Annotated in this window: 12 protein-coding genes; all 12 read left to right on the top strand. The window is 39.8% G+C overall.

Annotated features, from left to right (window positions below):
* Positions 1 to 83 precede the first annotated feature (83 nt).
* Complete coding sequence (gene mraZ / locus ACNQFZ_RS03630; protein ID WP_458413994.1) at positions 84 to 515, top strand: division/cell wall cluster transcriptional repressor MraZ; 432 nt, start codon at positions 84 to 86, stop codon at positions 513 to 515.
* A gap of 55 nt (positions 516 to 570) precedes the next feature.
* The gene (gene rsmH / locus ACNQFZ_RS03625) at positions 571 to 1503 is read left to right on the top strand and encodes a 16S rRNA (cytosine(1402)-N(4))-methyltransferase RsmH (protein ID WP_458413993.1); all 933 of its coding nucleotides are present in this window, start codon (positions 571 to 573) and stop codon (positions 1501 to 1503) included.
* A gap of 21 nt (positions 1504 to 1524) precedes the next feature.
* Entirely contained in the window at positions 1525 to 1884 is a 360-nt protein-coding gene (gene ftsL / locus ACNQFZ_RS03620; protein ID WP_458413992.1) for a cell division protein FtsL, read from the top strand.
* A 24-nt stretch (positions 1885 to 1908) separates the two neighbouring features.
* Entirely contained in the window at positions 1909 to 4167 is a 2259-nt protein-coding gene (locus tag ACNQFZ_RS03615) for a penicillin-binding transpeptidase domain-containing protein (protein WP_458413991.1), read from the top strand.
* Positions 4168 to 4246: 79 nt separating this feature from the next.
* A complete protein-coding gene (locus ACNQFZ_RS03610) occupies positions 4247 to 6163 on the top strand; it encodes a stage V sporulation protein D (protein WP_458413990.1) in 1917 nt (638 codons plus the stop codon).
* 163 nt (positions 6164 to 6326) lie between these two features.
* Entirely contained in the window at positions 6327 to 7805 is a 1479-nt protein-coding gene (locus tag ACNQFZ_RS03605; RefSeq protein WP_458413989.1) for a UDP-N-acetylmuramoyl-L-alanyl-D-glutamate--2,6-diaminopimelate ligase, read from the top strand.
* A complete protein-coding gene (locus tag ACNQFZ_RS03600; RefSeq protein WP_458413988.1) occupies positions 7802 to 9166 on the top strand; it encodes a UDP-N-acetylmuramoyl-tripeptide--D-alanyl-D-alanine ligase in 1365 nt (454 codons plus the stop codon). The genes ACNQFZ_RS03605 and ACNQFZ_RS03600 overlap by 4 nt, the downstream gene beginning before the upstream one ends.
* A 34-nt stretch (positions 9167 to 9200) precedes the next feature.
* Entirely contained in the window at positions 9201 to 10175 is a 975-nt protein-coding gene (mraY, locus tag ACNQFZ_RS03595) for a phospho-N-acetylmuramoyl-pentapeptide-transferase (RefSeq protein WP_458413987.1), read from the top strand.
* The gene (murD, locus tag ACNQFZ_RS03590) at positions 10176 to 11534 is read left to right on the top strand and encodes a UDP-N-acetylmuramoyl-L-alanine--D-glutamate ligase (protein ID WP_458413986.1); all 1359 of its coding nucleotides are present in this window, start codon (positions 10176 to 10178) and stop codon (positions 11532 to 11534) included.
* 49 nt (positions 11535 to 11583) lie between these two features.
* Entirely contained in the window at positions 11584 to 12684 is a 1101-nt protein-coding gene (gene spoVE / locus ACNQFZ_RS03585; protein WP_458413985.1) for a stage V sporulation protein E, read from the top strand.
* A 118-nt stretch (positions 12685 to 12802) separates the two neighbouring features.
* Complete coding sequence (gene murG / locus ACNQFZ_RS03580) at positions 12803 to 13903, top strand: undecaprenyldiphospho-muramoylpentapeptide beta-N-acetylglucosaminyltransferase (protein WP_458413984.1); 1101 nt, start codon at positions 12803 to 12805, stop codon at positions 13901 to 13903.
* A gap of 117 nt (positions 13904 to 14020) precedes the next feature.
* Complete coding sequence (gene murB / locus ACNQFZ_RS03575) at positions 14021 to 14929, top strand: UDP-N-acetylmuramate dehydrogenase (protein ID WP_458413983.1); 909 nt, start codon at positions 14021 to 14023, stop codon at positions 14927 to 14929.
* The last annotated feature ends 68 nt before the right edge of the window (positions 14930 to 14997 follow it).

Genomic DNA, 14997 nt, shown 5'->3' with positions numbered 1-14997 from the left:
TGCTTTTTTTTACGAATTGTAAATAGTGAGTGGTGGAAAGTGGTGAGTTGTGGTATTCTAGTGTCAGAAAGTGGGGCGTAAGCATGTTCATGGGGGAATATCATCATACCATTGACCAAAAAGGCCGAATGATTGTTCCAGCTAAGTTTCGAGAACTTTTGGGCGATAGCTTTGTGCTGACAAGAGGCCTTGACCAATGTTTATTTGGGTATACCCATGAAGAATGGACAACGCTTGAAAATAAATTAAAGAACTTACCGTTTACAAAAAAAGACGCCCGCGCGTTTACACGATTCTTTTTTTCAGGTGCATCCGAATGTGAAGTGGACAAGCAAGGTAGAGTGAATATCGCCGTCCCGCTTAGAGAATATGCCAAGCTTGAAAAGGACTGTGTTATTATTGGAGTTTCCAATCGTTTTGAGATTTGGAGCAAATCTAATTGGGAAAACTATTTTGCAATGTCTGAAGAATCTTTCAACGAGATTGCAGAAAGTATGGTTGATTTTGATATTTAGATGCAAAATAGAATTAGAGCAACAGGATAAGTAACAAGATGGAGTAGGTGTCTAAATGTTTGAACATGTAACTGTATTAAGAGATGAAGCTGTTGAAGGCTTGAATATCAAGCCAGATGGAATCTATGTTGATTGTACTCTTGGTGGGGCTGGACATAGCCAATTGATTTTATCGAAACTATCAAAATCCGGTAGGTTGTATGCGTTCGACCAAGATGATATGGCACTTCAATATGCTGAAAAAAAGCTTGAGCAATATAAAGATCAAGTAGTGCTGATCAAAAGTAATTTCCAATATTTAAAAAAGGAATTATTTGCTCGTAATGTCCACGAAGTTGACGGTGTCCTTTTTGACCTTGGGGTATCATCCCCGCAATTAGATATTGCTGAGCGAGGTTTCAGTTACCACCAAGATGCTCCACTTGATATGAGGATGGACCAATCAGCGCCAATTTCCGCTTACGATGTTGTGAATAATTGGGATTACAGTGAGCTAGTTAAAATATTTTTTAAATATGGTGAAGAAAAGTTTTCTAAGCAAATTGCTAGGAAAATTGAAAGCTATCGCCAAGAAAAGCCAATTGAAACAACGGCGGAATTAGTAGAACTTATTAAAGAGGGGATACCGGCCCCTGCTAGACGGACTGGTGGACATCCTGCTAAACGGGTTTTTCAAGCCATTCGCATCGCTGTTAACGATGAGCTACATGTTTTTGAGGAAGCCATTGAAGATGCGATTTCGATTACAAAGCCGGGGGGAAGAATTGCAGTTATCACGTTTCACTCGCTTGAGGATCGAATTTGTAAAACAACATTTAGCAAATGGAGTAAAGGTCCTAATTTACCCCACGGGCTGCCAATCATCCCGGAGGAATATAAACCAAAGCTGAAGCTAATTACAAGGAAGCCAATTTTGCCTTCTGAGGAAGAAATGGAGCAAAATAAAAGGGCACGATCTGCAAAGTTAAGAGTTGCGGAAAAACAATAAAAAATGTAGGAGGTTTAAGCATTGAGTAATCTTGCCTTTCAAGTCTCACCAAAAAGACATCAGCAAAACCGTCCAGACGCGAAGCCTCAAGTAAAGGTAAAAAAGAAACGGGTTATTACGGTAGGGGAAAAAATATTACTGTCACTTTTGCTCATCTTTAGTGCAATTGGTTGTACGTTCATTATTTCTAAGCAGGCAGCTATTTATCAGGTGAATAATGACATTCAAGCACTAGAAGCAAATATTACAAATCAACAAAAGCTTAATAGTGGTTTAGAGGAAGAAATAACGGAATTATCAAGACCACAACGCATTTTAAAAATTGCCGGTGAACAGGGATTATCAATTATTGATAATAATGTTAAAGTAATTGGCAAGTAGTCTTCTTTAGTGTGGTGAAACATAATGAGCAAAGGAAAATCAGTACATATAAAAATAGGAGCGAGGATCTTATCTTTACTATTTGTCCTGCTCTTTTTTATTTTGGCCGGCCGATTTGTTTATATACAGGTGGCAAAAGAGGCAGAAGGACATGATTTAACCGTTTTGGCTGCGGAAAAGTGGGGAAAAGAACGAATCATAGAAGCTTCCAGAGGACAAATACTCGACCGTCATGGTGAAGCGATTGCAAAGGATGTACCAACCTATACATTGTATGCGATTATTAACAAAAAATATTCAAAGAATTCTTCTGTACCACTCCATGTCGTTGATAAACAGGAGACTGCAGAAAAGTTAGCGCCATTATTGAATATGGAAGTTTCAGAGATTGAGAGAAGATTAAATCCAAGCAATTCGGATGCCTTTCAAGTTGAACTAGGACCGAAAAGCAGAAATATAGACCATCAACTAATGGAAAAAATTAAAGCATTGAATCTGCCAGGCATTTACTTTAACCGCGAGAAAAAACGTTTATATCCAAACGGAGTCTTTGCATCCCACGTCATTGGTTTTGCGCAAACGAATGAGAATGGAAAGTTAGTCGGAAAGATGGGGGTAGAAAAAACATTTGATAGGCTCCTTCAAGGCAAAGATGGCCTGCTAACCTACCAAAGTGACCGCAGCGGCTTTAAGCTTCCGGATCCGAAGGAAATGATTCAAGCACCGGAAAATGGAAAAAATATTTATTTAACGTTGGATCAAAAAATTCAAACGTTTTTAGAAAATGCAATGACGTATGCGGACAAAGAGTATGAACCTGAAAATATAATTGGGATTGTGGCGAACGCTAAAACGGGAGAAATATTGGCAATGGGGACAAGGCCAAGCTTTGATCCAAATAGCCGGGAAATTTCAAATTATATGAATGAGGTTATTTCCTCTAGATTTGAGCCTGGTTCAACGTTTAAGATATTTACATTAGCGGCGGCCATTGATGCCGGTGTATTTAATCCAAATGAGACATATCTTTCCGGGTCTTACCGAATATCTAATAAAGACAAGGCGATTCGGGACCATAATAGAGCTGGTTGGGGAACAATCACTTACTTAGAAGGTGTGCAACGCTCATCCAACGTTGCCATGGCTAAGCTAGTTAATGAAAAGCTGGGCGGCGATCGTTTTTTGGAATACTTGAAAAGATTCCATTTTGATAAAACGACTGGCATTGATTTGCCAAATGAAGTCCCGGGAAATATCTTGTTTAGGTATCCAATTGAAAAGATTACAACCGCTTATGGACAAGGAACAACAGTAACGCCAATACAGCAAATTCAAGCGGCCACTGCTATTTCAAATGGTGGGAAAATGATGAAGCCGTATATTATCAAAAAAGTGGTGGATCCGAAAACAGGCGAAGTTATTAAACAGCAAGAACCAACCGTTATTGGAGAGCCTATAAAAAAAGAAACGGCAAAGCAAGTTCTTGATATTTTGGAGACGGTTGTTTCATCAAAAGCAGGTACCGGGAAGCCATACAAAATTGAAGGCTACCAAATAGCCGGGAAAACTGGTACAGCGCAAATCCCTGACCCACGGACAGGTAAATACATGACAGGGCATGGAAATAACATCTTTTCATTTATTGGATTTGCACCAAAGGATGACCCGCAACTGATTATGTATGTAGCGGTAAAGCGACCAAAGCTTGAAGCAACGGAACTTGGTTCTGAACCTGGAGCGTATATTTTTAAAAATGTCATGAAAAATAGTCTGCATTATTTAAATATTGTCCCATCTGAAAAAACAGATTATGTACAACCTGTTGCAAAAGCCGGTATCGAATTGCCAAATGTCATCGGTAAAGAGATAGGCCAAGCGGGTAAAGACCTCTCAGTACTTGGTTTGAATGTCGTTAAGATAGGGCAAAGCGGCAGCGTTAAAGCACAAGTTCCATTACCAAACGAAAAAGTGCTTGCAAGGGAGAAGGTTTTATTAAAAGGAGACGGAAAAATAAAGATGCCAACGATAACTGGCTGGGCTCTGCGAGATGTGACCAAGCTGTCAGAGATGGCTAATCTAAAATTAAATGTGATTGGAACAGGTTATGTAACAAAGCAAAGCATAAAACCTGGGGCAGAAGTGAAAAAGGGCGATTATTTAGTAGTTGAACTGAATCCTCCGTTTAAGGAAGAAGATCCTAAATCTGCGCAGGGAGAAGAAATAAAATTAAATAATAAAGAAGACCAAGAAATATTCGAACGCATTAACAGCGTTCGTGACTAAAACATTCCAATCAAAACGTTCTAATCGTTTCCGTACAAGCATAATATGAAACAAGCTACAATCAAGGAGGTACGTCGACTTGAGGGTTTCAAATGTTACAGTAAGGAAACGATTAGTGACTGTGTTATTAATAGGATTATTACTTTTTTTAGTATTAGATGTCAGGCTGGGGTATGTGCAGTTAATCATGGGAAACTGGCTCAGTGAAAAAGCGATGGATTCCTGGGGCAGGAATATTCCTTTTGAACCAAAAAGAGGGGAAATCCTTGACAGAAATGGAGTTCCATTAGCAACAAACGTAAGTGCGCCTACTGTGTATGTGATTCCAAGGCAAGTCGATAATCCTGCGGACACTGCAAAAAAAATAGCTGCTGTTTTAAATATGTCTGAAGAAAAGGCATACCGCTATATTACAAAAAATTCATTGAATGAGCGTATTCCTGAAGGAAGGAAGATTTCGAATGAAAAGGCGAATGAAATCCGCGCTCTTAATTTGAAAGGGGTCTATATCGCGGAAGATTCCAAAAGGCATTATCCATTTGGTAGTTATTTATCCCATGTTTTGGGATTTGCAGGCATCGATAATCAAGGTTTAATGGGATTAGAGCTTTATTATGATAAAAAGCTGAGCGGAGAAAGAGGTCATGTTTCCTATATTGCCGATGCTAAGGGTAGGAAAATGCCAAATTCCACAGACTCTTATACTCCGCCAATTGACGGTTTAAATATGAAGTTGACGGTTGATACAAAAGTACAAACGATTATTGAGCGGGAATTAGACATTGCTGAGGCAACTTACCATCCTGACGGTGCGATTGCGATTGCAATGGATCCAAATACCGGGGAAATACTAGGGATGTCCTCAAGGCCTGATTTTGATCCTGAAAAGTATCAAAATGTGCCTCAAGAGGTTTATAATCGAAATCTGCCGGTATGGAGTACATATGAGCCTGGATCAACTTTTAAGATCATTACGCTCGCAGCCGCTCTCGAAGAAAAGTTAGTAGATTTGAAGAATGACCATTTCAACGACCCAGGGGCGATTAAAGTAGAAGGGGCAACTTTACGCTGCTGGAAACGGGGCGGTCATGGCTCACAGACATTTCTAGAAGTAGTTCAAAACTCCTGTAACCCTGGTTTTGTAACGTTAGGTCAAAAATTAGGCAAAGAACGGTTGTTTCAATATATTAAAAACTTTGGTTTCGGTCAAAAAACGGGAATAGACCTTCAGGGTGAAGGAACGGGAATTCTATTTAAACTGGACCGCGTTGGTCCGGTAGAGTTGGGAACGACTGCTTTTGGTCAGGGTGTATCTGTAACTCCTATCCAGCAAGTAACAGCGGTTTCTGCCGCTATTAATGGCGGCTTTTTATACAAACCATATATAGCGAAGGAATGGGTTGACCCTGTTACTGGGGAAGTGGTTAGCCGTAATACTCCAATCATGAAAAGAAGGGTCATCTCAGAGGAAACCTCAAAGCAGGTAAGAAATGCCCTTGAAAGTGTTGTTGCCCAAGGTACTGGAAGACCGGCCTTTGTTGACGGATATCGTGTCGGTGGGAAAACAGGTACTGCCCAAAAGGTAAAGGATGGCCGTTATATGGAAAATAACCATATCGTATCCTTTATTGGCTTTGCCCCTGCCGACGATCCGCAAATTGTTGTCTACACGGCCATTGACAATCCAAAGGGTACGGTTCAATTCGGGGGAGTAGTTGCTGCTCCTATCGTTGGTAATATCTTAGAGGACAGCTTGCGGGCCCTGAAGGTAAAGAAAAGAACTGGACAAATTGAGAAAAAATACGTATGGCCAGATGCGAAGGCAGTCGAAGTTCCGAATATCGTTGGTTTAAAAACGGATGAATTACAAAATTACTTAGTCGACTTAAAAATAGAAAAAAGTGGCGAAGGTCCAATTGTCATTGATCAAACACCAGAGCCCGGTGAAAAAGTGGAATCTGGTGCAACAATCCGCATCTTATTAGGCGGAAAGTAACGAAGGATGTTCAATTACGGAATCTGCCTAAAAGCGCCTAGCCAAAATTAAAGCTAGGCGCTTCAATTTTTCTAAAAACGTTTAAAAGACAACCTGTGTTTTGATATAATGGGTAAAGTAATTTTTTACTTTAAAAGATTTTGTTATAGAAAGGAAATCCAAAATGGACCTAAAAACTTTACTCACATGTTTATCACACTACAAGCCAGTACATAATGGAAATCCGCCTATTTCATCGATAGAAATGGACTCAAGGCAGGTTCAGAGCGGCAGTTTATTTGTCTGTATTTCCGGTTATACGGTTGATGGTCATGATTTCGTACAGCAGGCGATTAAAAATGGGGCAAGCGCAATATTAGCGGAGCGTGAATTGCCGAATGTTGATCCGTCCATCCCCTTTTTTATCGTAAGTGATACGAAAAGGGCCTTGGCACAATTGGCCGATTACTTTTATCACCAGCCTACAAGAAAACTTAGATTGATTGGTGTCACTGGAACTAATGGGAAAACAACGACAACACATATTATTGATGAACTTTTTAAGGCGAATGGTGAACAAACGGGTCTCATAGGAACAATGTATATAAAGATTGGCAGCCAAATAATTGATGTCAAAAATACAACCCCGGAGTCTTTGGTTTTACAGAAGACGTTCGCTGATATGGTTGCCCAGAATGTCTCTACTGCAGTTATGGAGGTTTCTTCCCATGCACTTGATATGGGGCGTGTCCGTGGTTGTGACTATGATATTGCCGTTTTTACAAATTTGACGCAGGACCATTTAGATTACCATAAAACAATGGAAGAGTATGCCCGGGCGAAAGGTATTTTGTTTGCCCAGTTAGGTAGCGCAATTGATTATGAAAAACCTAAATTTGCGATTTTAAATAATGATGACCCTGTATCTGAAATGTATAAAAAACTAACTGCAGGTGCCCATATTTTAACTTATGGAATTGATACAGAAAGTGATGTTAGGGCAACAAATATCGAAATGACGGCACAAGGTACGACGTTTTCATTAACGACACCAACAGGAGAAGCTTCCATAGCGATGAAGCTTGTTGGCAAGTTCAGTGTTTACAATGTTCTTGCGGCTATCAGCACAGCACTTGCAGCTAATATCCCACTTTCATTGATCGTTAAAACGATTGAGAAAATAGAAGGTGTTGCAGGTCGATTTGAAGTCGTAAGCGAGGGTCAGGATTTTACAGTTATTGTTGATTACTCTCATACACCGGATAGTTTGGAAAATGCCTTAACAACAGTGAAGCAGTTTGCGAAAGAAAAAGTATTTGTCATTGTTGGCTGCGGTGGGGATCGTGATAAAACAAAACGACCGATCATGGCTAGTATTGCAGTTAAATTAAGTGATGAAGCGATCTTTACGTCTGATAACCCACGGACAGAAGATCCTGTTCAAATCCTAAAGGATATGGAAGCAGGCGTTCAAGGTGAGAGATACAAAGTTTTTGTTGATCGAAAAGAAGCGATTTACTATTGCATAGGTCAAGCTAAAAAAGATGATATTATTTTAATCGCTGGAAAAGGACACGAAACCTACCAGATCATTGGCAAAGAGGTTCATGATTTTGATGATCGAAAGGTTGCCCGAGATGCGATAAAGGAGAGAGGACAATGAAACTCTCATTAGCAGAACTTGGTATCATGTTCCCTTTAAACAGAGGAACGACTTCAATGGCCATTTATGTAGAACAAGTCGTGATTGATAGTCGGTTAAAAGCAGATAAAAGTTTATTTATTCCGATTGTTGGAGACAAATTTGATGGACATGATTTTTTAAAGGATGCCATTTATAATGGGGCGATTGCCGCTCTTTGGCAGGAAGATAAAGAAAAACCGGATTTTGTACCTAATAATTTTCCGTTGTTTTTTGTGAAGGATACAACTGAGGCGCTGCAAACGTTGGCGAAATATTATTTACAAGAAGTGAAGCCGGTTGTGATTGGAATCACCGGATCCAATGGGAAAACGACGACAAAGGATTTAACGTTTGCCGTATTACAAAAGAAATATAAAACGCACAAAACCCAGGGAAATTTTAATAATCACATTGGCTTGCCGTTGACGGTCCTATCTATGCCGGAAGATACTGATGTCCTTATATTGGAGATGGGGATGAGTAATTTCGGCGAGATTTCTCTTTTAAGTCATATAGCTGAGCCACACTATGGGATTATTACAAATATTGGGGAATCGCATATTGAATTTTTAGGGAGCCGCGAAGGGATTGCCAAAGCAAAGCTTGAGATTATCGATGGATTCCGTACCGGCAGCAAGTTGATTGTTGATGGTGATGAGCCTTTACTTAAAAATACGAATCCCAATATTTCCGTTATTAAAAGTGGATTTGAAGCCGATAATGATTTGGTGATTAGCAAGGTAATATTTCTTAATGAACGCCACTATTTCACTGTGCTGAATCATGAGTTTGAGCTTTCGCTTTTGGGCCGGCACAATGTCAAAAATGCCACCTATGCTATTGCAATTGGCATGGAATTAGGGGTACCTGTTAACCTTATAAAAGAAGCACTCTCTGAGATTAAGATTACGGGAATGCGGCTTGAGCGCAGCAAAGGAAAAAATGATGCGCTCATTATTAATGATGCCTATAACTCCAGTCCAACGTCCATGAAAGCGGCGATTGAAACAATGAAGGAGTATCGCCAATATGATAAAAAGATTCTAGTATTGGGGGATATGTACGAATTAGGTCCTGACGAAGAAGCACTACACCGAAGTGTGGCAGAAGTTATTTCAGAACCGATAACTGACCTGATTACTATTGGTGATAAGGGGAAATGGATCTCCGATGAGCTAAGGGAGCGTGGAACTCCTATTCATGTATATAGTTTCCTAAGAAAAGAAGAAGCACTGCCTTTTATTTTGGAATTGCTATCAAAAGACACGGTTATTCTTTTTAAAGCTTCTCGCGGTGCTAAATTAGAGTCATTGGTCCATGAGTTGAGTCTTGGATGTTGACACCAATAAATAAAGAATAGAAAGGGGGATTAAAATGCTTGAACGCAGCATGTTAATGACAATTGTCATGGCTTTTCTTATTGCAGTTTTACTTTCACCCATCATGATCCCATTATTACGCCGCCTGAAATTTGGGCAAAGTATTAGAGAGGAAGGGCCAAAATCACATCAGAAAAAGTCTGGAACACCAACAATGGGTGGGGTGATGATTTTACTTTCAATTATTGTGACAACATTGGTAATGACCAATAAGTTTTCAGCGCCGACGATGGAAACCTACCTGCTCTTGTTCGTCACAATTGGTTATGGAATTATTGGCTTTCTTGATGATTTTATTAAAGTTGTCATGAAAAGAAATCTTGGGTTAACCTCCAAGCAGAAGTTATTAGGACAGCTTATCGTTGCCATTATTTTCTTTTTCTTTTTAAAAAAAATGGGGTTTTCTACTCATATTATGATTCCTGGTACCGATTTCTCGATTGATATCGGTTGGACATATATTCTGTTATTAATCTTTATGCTTGTCGGCGCTTCAAACGCCGTCAATTTAACAGATGGATTGGACGGTTTATTAGCAGGAACAGCAGCGATTGCTTTTGGGGCATTTGCCATTTTAGCTTGGCATAACTCCCAATATGAGGTGGCCCTCTTTTCAGTTTCTGTTGTCGGAGCGGTGCTCGGATTCTTAGTATTTAATGCCCATCCGGCAAAAGTGTTTATGGGAGATACTGGGTCTTTAGCGTTAGGCGGGGCCATTGCTGCTGTAGCTATTCTTTTAAAGTTAGAAGTATTGCTTGTCATTATTGGCGGTGTATTTGTTATCGAAACCTTGTCTGTTATCATACAAGTTATATCTTTTAAAACAACAGGAAAACGAGTCTTTAAAATGAGCCCTTTGCATCATCATTATGAACTGGTAGGCTGGTCAGAATGGCGTGTTGTTACAACCTTTTGGTTGATTGGGCTTTTGTTTGCAAGTATCGGAATTTATTTAGAGGTGTGGATCTAATTGAAAAAGACAACAGAGTATAAAGATAAAAAAATATTAGTATTAGGCTTAGCAAAAAGCGGTTTTGCTGCTGCAAAACTGCTCAAGACATTTGGGGCAGGGATAACCCTAAATGATCAAAAATCTATTGATGACAATCCTGAAGTGAAAGAACTTCGGGATTTAGGAATTGAGGTAATCGGCGGCGGACACCCGTCTGATTTAATGGATCGTGAGTTTGACTTAATCGTGAAAAATCCAGGAATCCCGTATACGAATTCAGTCCTACAAAGGGCTATGGAAAAGAACGTTCCAATCATTACAGAAGTGGAGATTGCTTACAATATTTCTGATGCAGAAATCATAGGTATTACAGGGTCAAATGGAAAGACAACAACAACGACCTTGATCCATGAAATTTTAAAAGAAGATCACAAAAATCCGTTAATTTCAGGGAATATTGGTACGGTTGCATGTGAAGTTGCTGCTAAAGCAACAGAGGAAAACGTAATTGTGATGGAGCTTTCTTCTTTCCAGTTGATGGGGACAGAGAAATTTACACCAAAAATTTCAGTTTTATTGAACTTATTTAATGCCCACTTAGATTATCATGGCACGAAAGCTGAATACGGAAAAGCGAAAGCCAATATATTTAAAAATCAAAGTACTAATGACTTTGCCGTTGTTAATGCAGATGATTCTGAGGTAATGGGACTTGTTAAGAATACAAAGGCTAAAGTGGTCCCTTTTTCGGTATCGAAAGTAGTAGAAAATGGTGCTTATATTAAAGAAGAGCAAATCTTTTTTATGGGTGAGCGTATCATTGATGTTCGTGATATCGTACTTCCAGGACAGCATAATTTAGAAAATATTTTAGCAACTATTGCAGCCGTGAAACTGTATGGGGCTTCCAATACGGCAATTAAACAGGTGCTGGAAACTTTTACTGGCGTAGAGCACCGCTTGCAGTATGTGGAAACGATTAATGGACGTAAATTTTATAATGATTCAAAAGCCACTAATATATTAGCTACACAAAAAGCAATTTCAGCTTTTACCGAACCGACCATTCTCTTAGCGGGTGGACTCGACCGTGGAAATAGCTTTGACGATCTTATTCCAAGTTTGAAAAGAGTGAAGGGCGTAATCACTTTTGGACAAACCGCGGAGAAAATTTTGGATGCAGCACGGGTGGCAGGAATTAATCAGACGAAACGTGTCGATAATGTGGAAAAGGCTGTACAAGAGGCTTATGCCATGTCACATGAAGGCGATGTCATCCTATTATCTCCTGCTTGTGCTAGCTGGGATCAATTCAAAACATTTGAAGAACGAGGAGACATGTTTGTAAATTCTGTGCATAAACTTAAAGTAGACTAGTCCAACGTAGAACAAGCTGCATAGAACAAGATTAGAGGTGTGACTTAAGTTGCAGACAAATAAATCTACGCCCGATTTTATTTTAATTCTTGCGACGATGGCCTTACTCGCGATAGGGATGATTATGGTTTATAGTGCCAGTGCGGTGTGGGCCAATTTTAAATTTGATGATTCCTTCTTTTTTGCTAAGCGACAATTGTTGTTTGCAGGAGTGGGGGTTCTTGCGATGTTCATGATTATGAATGTCGATTACTGGACATGGCGCACGTGGTCAAAAGTAATCTTACTCATTTGTTTTGTATTGTTAATTGCAGTCTTAATTCCCGGCGTTGGTCTTGTCCGTGGTGGTGCGCGAAGCTGGCTTGGTATCGGAGCCTTTTCGATTCAGCCGTCTGAGTTTATGAAAATGGCGATGATTGCCTTTTTGGCAAAATTTTTATCGGAAAATCAAAAACTAGTTACATCGTTTCGAAAAGGCTTAGTTCCTTCTTTATTATTAGTCTTCCTAGCATTTGGTTTAATTATGCTGCAGCCTGATTTGGGAACCGGCGTTGTCATGGTCGGGACATGTGTCGTGATGATATTTGTAGCAGGAGCAAAAATCAGCCATTTTATTGGCCTTGGCTTACTCGGTGTAGGTGGATTCGTTGCCTTGATTGCTTCAGCGCCGTATCGGATTAAACGGATTACAGCTTTCCTTGACCCTTGGCAGGATCCTTTGGGAAGCGGCTTTCAAATTATTCAATCTTTATATGCCATTGGCCCAGGTGGATTGCTTGGCATTGGTTTAGGTCAGAGCAGACAAAAGCATTACTATTTACCAGAGCCGCAAACTGATTTTATTTTCTCAATATTATCGGAGGAACTTGGTTTTATCGGTGGTACGCTTGTCATTTTATTATTTAGCTTACTTTTATGGCGCGGCGTAAGGATTGCCCTTGGGGCCCCTGATTTATTTGGCAGCCTTCTCGGAATCGGTATTATCGCGATGATTGCGATCCAAGTTATCATTAATATAGGCGTTGTTACGGGACTGATGCCCGTTACTGGTATTACACTCCCGTTTTTGAGCTATGGGGGATCATCCTTGACATTAATGTTGATGGCGGTGGGTGTACTTTTAAATATAAGTCGGTATGCCAGGTATTAATAAATTTAACGAACAATTAGAAGTTCTAATTGACAATTACTTCATTTTTAGTTGTAATAAAAGAAGCTAAAACCCTGTGAAAACAGGGTTATCTTTTTTTTATCTTAGGGGGATGACCATGAGAATAGTAGTAAGTGGTGGAGGTACAGGTGGTCATATTTATCCAGCGATAGCTTTGATCAAAGAAGTAAGAAAACAAGACCCAAATGCGAAAGTGTTATATATTGGAACTGAAAAAGGACTTGAAAAATCTATTGTAGAAAGAGAAAATATTCCGTTTAAATCAATAGAGATTACGGGCTTTAAAAGGAAGCTATCATTTGAAAACATCAAAACCATTCTGCGCTTTATAAAAGGAACACGCTTAAGCAAAAAATACATTAAAGAATTTAAGCCTGATGTTGTTTTAGGTACAGGTGGTTATGTTTGCGGACCGGTTGTATATGCCGCGGCAAAACTGAAAGTCCCAACGATTATACATGAACAAAATAGTGTTCCAGGTTTAACAAATAAGTTTTTGAGCAAATATGTTGATAAGGTTGCTCTTTGTTTTCAAGAAGCAGGACCGTATTTTCCAAAGGAAAAACAAGTAGTAACCGGGAATCCGAGGGCCTCAGAGGTTGTCGGTATTGATGGCAATCGCGGGAAAGAGTCCGTTGGTCTTAAAGCTGGGAAGAAAGTCGTGTTAATTGTTGGTGGATCAAGAGGTGCAAAGCCTATTAACGACGCTTTTTTAGAAGTATTACCACTTGTCGGCAAAAAGGATTATCAGGTTCTTTATGTGACAGGTGAAGTCCATTATGAAAATGTTCTACGCGAAGTGAAAAAAGTGGACAGTCCGGAAAATGTCATCATTAAACCATTTATTCATAATATGCCTGAAGTATTAGCCGGTGTTGATGTCATTGTTGCACGGGCAGGAGCGACGACTTTAGCAGAAATAACTGCACTTGGAATTCCAAGCATTTTAATACCAAGCCCATATGTTACAAATAATCATCAAGAAAAAAATGCAAGGGCATTAGGCGACAATGGAGCTGCCATCGTTCGTTTAGAAAAAGAAATGAATGGAACGGTACTTTTAAACGATATTGATAAAATCCTTTTAGATGAGGAAACACTGAAGCGGATGAAAGAGGCCTCAACAAAATTGGGGATGCCAAATGCAGCAAAAAATTTATTTGATTTAATGAAGCAACTGATCACGAATCGTACGTGACGAGCCTAATCTGCATATTCTATGCTAATAAGAAATTTTGAATAAAGTTAAGGTGTACACGTCCGAACTAGGCAGCGTATATACGAAACGGATAAAAGAATCATTAGGAGGGGCATCATGGAGAAGCTGTTTAGGAAGCTTCAAGAAGCAAATATTGGGAAGGTTTTATTGAATGAGCCGCTGAAAAATCACACGACAATGAAGATAGGTGGACCTGCAGATCTCTTTGTTGAACCTGACAGTGTTGAGGGGGTTATAACAGCGATAAAGCTGATTCATGAAGAAGGAGTATCCATAACACCAATTGGACGCGGTTCTAATTTATTAGTTCTTGACGGCGGGATACGCGGCGTTGTAGTAAAACTAGGTGATGGCTTGAATCACTTAGAAATTGAAGGGAATAAAGTTCGTGTTGGTGGCGGTTATTCACTAGTGTCGCTGGCCGCAACCATCAGCAAGAAGGGCTTATCCGGTTTTGAATTTGCAGGAGGCATCCCCGGCTCTGTCGGTGGAGCTGTCTACATGAATGCGGGGGCACATGGTTCGGATATCTCGAAGATTCTCGAAGAGGCGTTGGTAGTCTTCACGGATGGGAGCTATGAATGGTTGTCTAATGAGGAGATGAAGTACTCCTACCGCACATCTGTATTGCAAAAGGAAAAACCGGGCATCGTCGTTGAAGCCGTTTTTCAGCTTAAAGAAGGGGATCGCGATACAATCGTGAAAGAAATGCAAAAATATAAGGATTACCGCAGGGAAACACAGCCGTGGAATTACCCATGTGCCGGAAGCATCTTTCGCAACCCATTGCCAAATTATGCCGGTCAACTAATCGAGAAAGCTGGATTAAAAGGATACAATATTGGGGGTGCGAAAATATCGGAAATGCATGGAAACTTTATCGTGAATACTGGAACAGCAACCGCAGAGGATGTCTTACATTTAATCCGATATATCCAAAATGTTATCCTGGAAAACTATGGTGTAAAAATGGAAACAGAAGTTGAAATTATTGGCAAAAACTGAAGAGAAAGGATAACAAAAAAACATAAACTTTGTTATAATGGTACTATTATAATATTAACGCATAAACG

The sequence above is a fragment of the Schinkia acidoalkalinis genome (assembly GCF_054301215.1).
This window is presented reverse-complemented; position numbering and strand designations above follow the sequence as displayed.

Coding starts and splice junctions, on each gene's coding strand:
- murG (WP_458413984.1), top strand. CDS start 12,803: ATGAGAATAGTAGTAAGTGGTGGAGGTACAGGTGGTCATATTTATCCA.
- ACNQFZ_RS03605 (WP_458413989.1), top strand. CDS start 6,327: ATGGACCTAAAAACTTTACTCACATGTTTATCACACTACAAGCCAGTA.
- mraY (WP_458413987.1), top strand. CDS start 9,201: ATGCTTGAACGCAGCATGTTAATGACAATTGTCATGGCTTTTCTTATT.
- murB (WP_458413983.1), top strand. CDS start 14,021: ATGGAGAAGCTGTTTAGGAAGCTTCAAGAAGCAAATATTGGGAAGGTT.
- mraZ (WP_458413994.1), top strand. CDS start 84: ATGTTCATGGGGGAATATCATCATACCATTGACCAAAAAGGCCGAATG.
- ACNQFZ_RS03615 (WP_458413991.1), top strand. CDS start 1,909: ATGAGCAAAGGAAAATCAGTACATATAAAAATAGGAGCGAGGATCTTA.
- ACNQFZ_RS03600 (WP_458413988.1), top strand. CDS start 7,802: ATGAAACTCTCATTAGCAGAACTTGGTATCATGTTCCCTTTAAACAGA.
- rsmH (WP_458413993.1), top strand. CDS start 571: ATGTTTGAACATGTAACTGTATTAAGAGATGAAGCTGTTGAAGGCTTG.